Source organism: Liquorilactobacillus aquaticus DSM 21051 (genome assembly GCF_001436755.1).
Lineage (GTDB): Bacteria > Bacillota > Bacilli > Lactobacillales > Lactobacillaceae > Liquorilactobacillus > Liquorilactobacillus aquaticus.
In genome coordinates this window covers 1-8,009 of the sequence record NZ_AYZD01000005.1, presented here as the reverse complement: position 1 = coordinate 8,009, position 8,009 = coordinate 1, and the positions used below count along the sequence as shown (strand labels likewise).

Below are 8,009 nucleotides of genomic sequence, written 5' to 3'. Positions count from 1 at the left end.
GCAAGCCCTTATAGGGCTGAAAAAAAGCCACCAGCTATGCTGGTGGATGGTTACTTCTGTCTAAAAACGTTACATAAGTCAGAATTTTGGTACTCAAGGTTTACCGGCTTATGGAACGTTCTCTGCTTCGAAGCCAAAATCACTTGGAGTTTGAAACTATCCAGTAATTGTCTTTATTGTGTTCTTTAAGATATTTTTTGAATTCCTTTGAATGATAAGCCTTTTTTAGAGCAATAGCCCACTTTTTATTGATGTTTTCTTTAGTAGTTGCAGCAACGAGCTGATACTCTGCTCGTACTGTTTCTGGAAGCAATATTTTGCGTGTCGATATTTTGGCACTGTAAGCAACTGATCCAGGAAGAATAATATAGTCAAAATTTTTGATTGAACGCGGAATAGTGGATGAATCAAGCTCAGTAATGCGTAAATTATATTTATTTGAAGCAATATCCTTATTAGTCGCAGTAATTGGATCGGTTCCAGCCTTTAATGTGATCCATCCGGCTTTAACTAAGAGATTGTAAGCACGTGCGGTGTTTGCTGGGTCGTTTGGGATAGCAATTTTGGTACCTGAGCTCACAGTACGTAATGTTTTTTTATTTGCGGGATAAATGCCTGTTGGAACAGTCGGAATTTTTGTTATCGCAGTCAGTTGTGCTTTCTTTTCTTGATTGAAATTTTTTAAATAAGCGGTATGTTGATCAACATTTAGATCGATTTGGTTATCACTCAATGCAATATCTGCATTCAGTAAATTATTGAACGTTTTGTTAGTGACTTTATAGCCTTCTTTTTCTAAAATTGGTTTGATACCATTCAGGAATAATTCGCTGTATGGTCCTGGAGAACTGCCTAATCTAATAGTCTGCTTTGATTCGTTGACCGATGATGCTTTATGATCGAATGATAAAAAACCGATGATGAGTAGGATAATCACGATAATTGCTATAACCACAGTAAATTTTATTTTTTTCATAGCTAAACCGCCTTAAATATATTTTTAAAACTTTTTTTGTACAAATTTCTAAAATGATTGGCAAAAAAACTCACGACACAAATTTTTTTTGTGTCGTGAGACGAAAAATCGTTGTACCACTCACGGTTGAACGCGTCTATTATTAATGGATTTTTTAATAAACGCCATTGGCTGTAACGGGCTTTACCGGCTCAAGCTTGCATTTTTGAATTACTGCTCGCATGACCATAACTTAGAGACCATCTTCCTCGGCACTGCAGTGTCAGGCTCTCACCTTTTCCTGACTCTCTTCTAAGATGCATGGACAAGTACTCATCTCATCACTGTTTATTTAGTAATGACAATATAACAAAAATATTTATATAATGTCAACATCATAATGCCACTTTTTGTTAATTGAATTTTAATCATAGCTGATTATTGTCAGATGGCATGACTAATGCAGCTGATCGTTAGTCATGGCTGAAATTTGGCATGGTAGGCTAATAGTTATCGAAAATGTATCAGATTTGTTAATGAAATTCAGAACCATACGCTAAACGAAGTAATAGTTCAGGCAAGTGAATAGGCGGTAATAAGCATTCTATACAAATGGGTACTCGAAAAATCAAAAACCATGATAAAAAAACGTTGACCTTTTAATTGAATTGTCATATTATCTTAATAAAGACAATTGTGCGTGGAAGAGAAGAGTAGGTCTATGAGTGTGATATAAGCGACTGCTGATAGTGTAAGGGCAGATCATTAAAGTAGGCTGAAGATGAGCTCTGAGCTGTCAGAAGGTAAGATAGTGTTTGCTTACTGACCGGTTGTGCCCGATAAAGCACTAAGCATTCTCAAAAAAAAACTGGAGTGCTGACAAAGTTATTGCTTATTTGAAGCAATTTGAATTTTGGGTGGTAACACGAATTTTATTCGTCCCTTCTGTACTGGTTAGGTGCAGAGGGGATTTTTTTATTATTTTTTTAAGTGGAGGCTTTGAGCATGAGAAAACAAAATGAAAAAATATCATTATTGGTTTTGAACTTGATGCCGAATAAATTAGAAACGGAAAATCAGTTGAACTACGTTTTTAGCGATAACAATAAGCGCATTGAAAAGACATATTGCTATCCAGGAACGCATCATTTTAAATCAGTGCAGCCCAAAGAAGTTCAGGAACGATATTATAAATTTGATGAATTACAAGAAAAGTATTATGACGGATTGATTATTACAGGAGCACCAGTCGAACATATTCCCTTTCAAAGAGTTGATTATTGGGGAGAATTTTGCAGAATAATCAAATGGTCGGAAAAACATTGTAAAAAAGTTTTGCTACTTTGCTGGGCTGCACAGGCGGGAATGCATTGCATTGCTGGGGTCCCCAAAAAAGTGTGCTCAGAAAAAAAATTTGGTATTTATAAATTGGACATTCAATCTGAAGATCATGAATTGCTTGAGGGGATGGACCATAATATTTGGATGCCCTTTTCAAGATATTCAACGACTGATAAGAACAGTATAAGTACTGAAAAGTTTAATATAATTGCTGATTCTTTTGATGTTGGGCCTGTGATCATTGAGACTAAAGATCAAAAATTTACTTTTGTCACAGGTCATCCAGAATATGAAACTAAAATGTTGGATAAAGAGTATAGGCGAGATATTTGTAAGGGAAAGAAAATAAAAAGACCGGCAAATTATTACACCGGTCAAAACAATAAGATAATAAACACTTGGACAACCTATAGTCAGCAACTTTTCAATAACTGGCTAAATGCGTTATAAAATTTGAAATAATTATTCTTTTTTGTAGGGCGTCAAACGCAATTCGCTAGATAAATATTCACCCAAGTACACGTCACCGATATCGGCGAATCCTCTTTTTTGAACTTCAGTATTCAACCATTCTACGTTTTTATCAATCAATTCGAGGACATCGATATTTGGCTGACCGTCTACTATAATTGGATAACGGATATTTTCGTCGCCGTATTCGATGACAACGAGTTGTCCATTTTGCTCAAGAAGTCCGCTTTTGACTTTACTTACCTCATAAATTCCGTGAGATCTTAAGCGGAACATTAATTCGCTTGCTGAAACTCCTCGTCTCAAGCATTCATTTACATCGACTTGCCCGTTTTTTATCAGGACTCTAGGTTTCCCATCAATGATGTTTTTTATGTAACGATTATGTTCTTTGAAAAATTTTACAATCAAAACAAGCAGTGTCCATATTAAAAGAACCATGACAAATTGCAGAATAGTGATGTCGTTATTATATATAACTCCTCCAATGATACCACCAAGAACATAGTTTTGAACTTGATCCATGGCAGTGATTGGTGCAAGATTTCCTTTCCCCAGAAGATTGATCTGGAAAACCAAGCATAATATTCCTAAGGCAAACTTAATGATTATAGGGCTGTATAGTTCCATCTTTCCTCCTAATTATTCTCAATTGATATTTTTTTGTTCATAAGATGGGTTTTAGTTAAAGTGTAATTGGACTGATCTGAGCTCAAATTAGTACGATAGTATGAATTTTTGATCTTTACAACCACACCATCGGTTAGTTGAGTAGAGTTGACTAATATCTCTGAAGAATTCAAGTGCTTATCTTTAGCAAGATTCTCAATAAATGTCACCATCTGTGAAGATTGTGAATGGCGACTTTCACTTTGGATGTAATCTGAGTACTGCAAGCCCAGCATGAACAAGAGAAGCAGCAGTACAATGATGCTCAAATCACGGTATTTTGTTTGAATTCTGTGACGCCAATAGAGAGTACTAACGATAAAAAGTACCAAAACTAATATAAAAGTTACAATATATTTTATGAAATCATTTAGCTGAAGCTGATTTTCAATATAACTTATTCCAAAAAATGTCATATTTCCTCCACGATTTAAATTTAAGTAACACTTCCTTTTCATTGTACTATTTACATTATTCTTTTTAAAATGAAATAGTTTTTTTAATTATGAAAACATGAAAATATGAGAGCACATAGCATGAATACTCCATCATCCAATGAATCTAATAGGCTAGTCAAACTAAAAGTAAATTAAAAACAGATTACTTTAAAAAAATTTAATAGTTTAAAAGATTGTGTTAAAATATATTCGTTGATGTTTTATGAAAAAGATTAGACTGTTTTGAAAAAAATGTAAGCAGCATGGATTTTATGTGCTTTTTAACCGCAGTCTTGAATTAAAGGAGCGATTTTCATGAGTGAGCAAAAAATACATTATAAAATGTACAAAAAAGGTAAAAACTGGATTTTTGCAGTCCTTGCTGTAAGTACGTTCAGTATCGGAGTTGCAGGGACGACTGATAATATTAAGGCTGCAAGTTCTGGAGCAGATACTGCTACAAGTGTTAGCCAAGATAATAGTAGAGAAAGCAAAGGCAATCAAAGTTCTTCCAAACCAAATGCCGTAGCTGAGACATCAACTAGCAGCACGTCAAATACTGTTCAAAGCACTAAACAAGGAAAAGAAAATACACAAAATATTGAAACAACAAGTGCAAAAGAAGTGTCTAGTTCAAGCGTTTCGAATAAAAATACATATAATAATGATACAAATGCTGCCAAAAGCAGTTCTTCAAGTTCACAAAGCAGTTCTCCAATTGAAAAAGATGACAGTAAGAGCCAATCGACAAGTTCAGAGACTGTCAGTGAAAGCTCAACCACGATAGCGGAACCGTCAGTTGATGACACGACCACGAATGTTCAAGGTGGAAAATATGTTAATAATAATGATACTTGGACATATCTTGATCAAAATGGAAACTTACTTAAAGGATTGAAAAAAGTTGACGGAAACATTCAATATTTTAACCCTCAGACGGGCGCTCAGATTAAGGGCGAATATGTTTCGGCTAACAGCAAAGTATATTATTTTGATAAGAATACCGGTAATGCAACAGCGTATACATTGGAAAGTAACGGCGTGACTAAAGCTTATACAGCTGATGGCAATGAAGTGAATTCAGGCTTTTTTATTGATCAGAACGGAAATGAGTATTATTTTATCGGTTCTGGTCAGTATGCAGTGGGTATAAAAGAAGTCGCCGGAAATACCTATAATTTTGATCAAAATGGACATTTGTTAAAAAACGTCACGAAAACAATTGATGGTGCTTTATACTATTTTGATTCTGAAACAGGAAAGGGTAAAAAATTACCTGAAAAAGCATTGCAAGAAACATCATCTGCAAAAGAAGTTGAAGAATATGCGGCACATAATACAGCTGCTACCTATGATGAAAAAAGTTTTGAGAATGTGAATGGCTACATTAACGCTGATTCTTGGTACCGTCCAAGAGATATTTTTCAGAATGGTGAGAATTGGGTAGCATCAACTCAAAATGATTTTCGACCGATTTTAATGGCTTGGTGGCCTAGCAAAAGTGTGCAGGCCGATTATTTGAATTACATGAAGACAAAAGGCCTTATTAAAACAGATCACCAATTTTCGGATAAGGATAGTTCTTTAGTACTGAATGACGCGGTTGAGCAAGCTCAGACAGCGATGGAGCACGCCATTATGGTCGCCGGAAATACGAATTGGTTGCGAATACTAATGTCTTCTTTCGTTAAGGAAGAGGCAATCTGGAATTCATCTTCGGAGGATGTCAAATACGCCGGTCTTCAGTTACAAGGGGGCTTTTTAGCTTATCAAAATAGTGATTTAACGCCATGGGCAAATTCTGATTATCGTCAGTTAGGAATTACACCAGGGTACTTAATCGGCAAAAGCGGTAAAGATGCTGAATTTTTGTTAGCTAATGATATTGATAATTCGAATCCTGTTGTGCAGGCAGAACAGTTAAATTGGTTGTACTACTTGACTAACTTCGGCTCAATTACAGCTAATGATGATCAAGCAAACTTTGATGGTATTCGGGTCGATGCAGTAGACAATGTTGATGCAGATCTTCTAAAAATCGCTGCAGATTATTTTAATGCGGCTTATGGACTTAACCAAAACGATGCAACAGCTAATAAGCATCTTTCTATTTTAGAAGACTGGGGCTTGAGTGATCCAGAGTATATTAGCCAGAAGGGTTCTTCACAGTTAACAATGGATGAGTACATGGCTGCCCAACTTAATTACTCATTAACTAATGCCCCTGGACATAATGATAAAATGGCTCGTTTCATCCAGTGGTGTCTGGTCAATAGAAGTGTTGATAATACTGAAAATATAGCGGTACCTAATTATAGTTTTGTGCGGGCACACGATTCTAATTCTCAAGATCAAATTAGACAGGCTATTAAAGATGCTACTGGCGGTGAGTATGGGAAATTTACTTGGGAAGATCTAAAGGTTGGTTTGGAAAAGTTTTATCAGGATCAAAATTCGACTGTTAAAGTATATAATAAATACAATATTCCAAGTGCATATGCAATGCTTTTAACTAATAAGGATACTGTACCCCGAATTTATTATGGAGATATGTATCGTGAAGGTGGTCAATATCTTTCCCAAGAAACAATTTACTATAACACAATAACTAACTTGCTCAAGACACGCGTAAAGTATGTTGCTGGCGGTCAGACGATGTCAGTTGATCAGCACGATATATTGACTAGTGTTAGGTTTGGTAACGGAGCAATGAATGTTAGTGATCAAGGAAATGCTGCCACAAGGTCCCAAGGGATTGGAGTAATTGTAGGTAATGATCCCTCTTTGAAACTGGGTAATAATGAAAAAGTTATTCTTCATATGGGAGCTGCTCATCGAAATCAAGCTTTTCGGGCAGTAGTTTTAACGACTAGTTCTGGATTGAAAAATTACGAAAATGATTCTGATGCGCCGATTATATATACAGATAGTAATGGGGATTTGGTTTTTACAAATCAAAATTTAGTAATTAATGGTGTAACAGAATTGAACACAAGCATTCAAGGTGTAGCTAATCCCGAAGTTTCGGGATATTTGGCAGTTTGGGTTCCTGTAGGTGCAGATGAAGCCCAAAGTGCAAAAACTGAAGCAAGCACTGATGCATCAACAGATGGTAAAGTTTTCCATTCAAATTCAGCGTTGGACTCTAATGTTCTATTTGAAGGATTTTCTAATTTTGTTGCGTATCCAGAATCACACGAGGAAAATGCCAATGTTGTTATTGCTGAAAATGCGAACTTTTTTAAGAGTTTAGGCATAACTAGTTTTGAATTGGCACCACAATATCGTTCAAGTGGAGATGGTTCGTTCTTAGATTCGACCATTGATAATGGTTATGCTTTTACTGATCGCTATGATCTAGGTTTTGGAACACCAACGAAATATGGAACAGTTGATGATTTAAGAACTGCGATAAAGGCTTTACATCAGGCAGGTATACAAGCAATTGCCGATTGGGTTCCAGATCAACTGTACTCGTTATCTGGTCAGGAAACAGTCACGGTAACACGGACGGATGATCATGGAAATCCATATTCGGATTCGAAAATTAAAAACACCTTGTATGTTGCAAATACAATTGGCGGTGGAGAATATCAGGCAAAATATGGCGGTGAGTTTTTGACGCTGTTGAAACAGAAATATCCAGAGTTATTTAGTGAGACACAAGCCTCGACTGGAAAGCCAATTGACGCAAGCACTAAGATCAAGAGCTGGTCTGCTAAATACTTAAATGGGACTAATATTCTTGGGCGAGGCGCAGATTATGTTTTGAAGTCTACTGATGCTGACAAGTACTTCTTTGTCGGAGATGGAGAGAATGTGTTTCTGCCACAAGTGCTAGTTTTAAAAAATGATCAGCAGAAATATGCAGCAGGTGATAAATCACAAAGCCGCTTTTTTGTTGAAAACCACGATAGCAATAAGTGGTACTTGATAGATCCTATGACAGGTGAAAAGCAGACTGGGTTCCAATATATGGTCGACCAAAATAAAACCGTTTATTACAATAACGCTGGTCAGATGCAATATGGGCAGCAGCATGTGAATGGACACTGGTATCTGTTTGATAACAATACTGGGGCGATGAAGACCGGATTTCAGCGCATCAAGAATCAGAGCAAGACAGTGTACTATAA

Annotated in this window: 5 protein-coding genes; 2 read left to right on the top strand and 3 right to left on the bottom strand. The window is 36.2% G+C overall.

Annotated elements, in window-relative coordinates; all coding sequences use genetic code 11:
* Nucleotides 1-139: 139 nt before the first annotated feature.
* Nucleotides 140-976: a MetQ/NlpA family ABC transporter substrate-binding protein gene (locus FC19_RS01505; protein ID WP_057875235.1), complete on the bottom strand. Its 837-nt coding sequence runs from the start codon at nucleotides 974-976 to the stop codon at nucleotides 140-142.
* Nucleotides 977-1,960: 984 nt separating this feature from the next.
* Here FC19_RS01505 and FC19_RS01500 point away from each other — a divergent pair.
* A complete protein-coding gene (locus FC19_RS01500) occupies nucleotides 1,961-2,746 on the top strand; it encodes a homoserine O-acetyltransferase/O-succinyltransferase family protein (RefSeq protein WP_057875234.1) in 786 nt (261 codons plus the stop codon).
* A 12-nt stretch (nucleotides 2,747-2,758) separates the two neighbouring features.
* Here FC19_RS01500 and FC19_RS01495 read toward each other — a convergent pair whose 3' ends face one another.
* The gene (locus tag FC19_RS01495) at nucleotides 2,759-3,397 is read right to left on the bottom strand and encodes a DUF421 domain-containing protein (RefSeq protein ID WP_057875233.1); all 639 of its coding nucleotides are present in this window, start codon (nucleotides 3,395-3,397) and stop codon (nucleotides 2,759-2,761) included.
* An 8-nt stretch (nucleotides 3,398-3,405) separates the two neighbouring features.
* The gene (locus FC19_RS01490) at nucleotides 3,406-3,852 is read right to left on the bottom strand and encodes a DUF3290 domain-containing protein (protein ID WP_057875232.1); all 447 of its coding nucleotides are present in this window, start codon (nucleotides 3,850-3,852) and stop codon (nucleotides 3,406-3,408) included.
* Nucleotides 3,853-4,188: 336 nt separating this feature from the next.
* On the opposite strand from FC19_RS01490, the gene FC19_RS01485 reads away from it, so the two are divergent.
* A partial coding sequence (locus FC19_RS01485; protein WP_057875231.1) for a glycoside hydrolase family 70 protein occupies nucleotides 4,189-8,009 on the top strand: 3,821 nt, incomplete at its 3' end.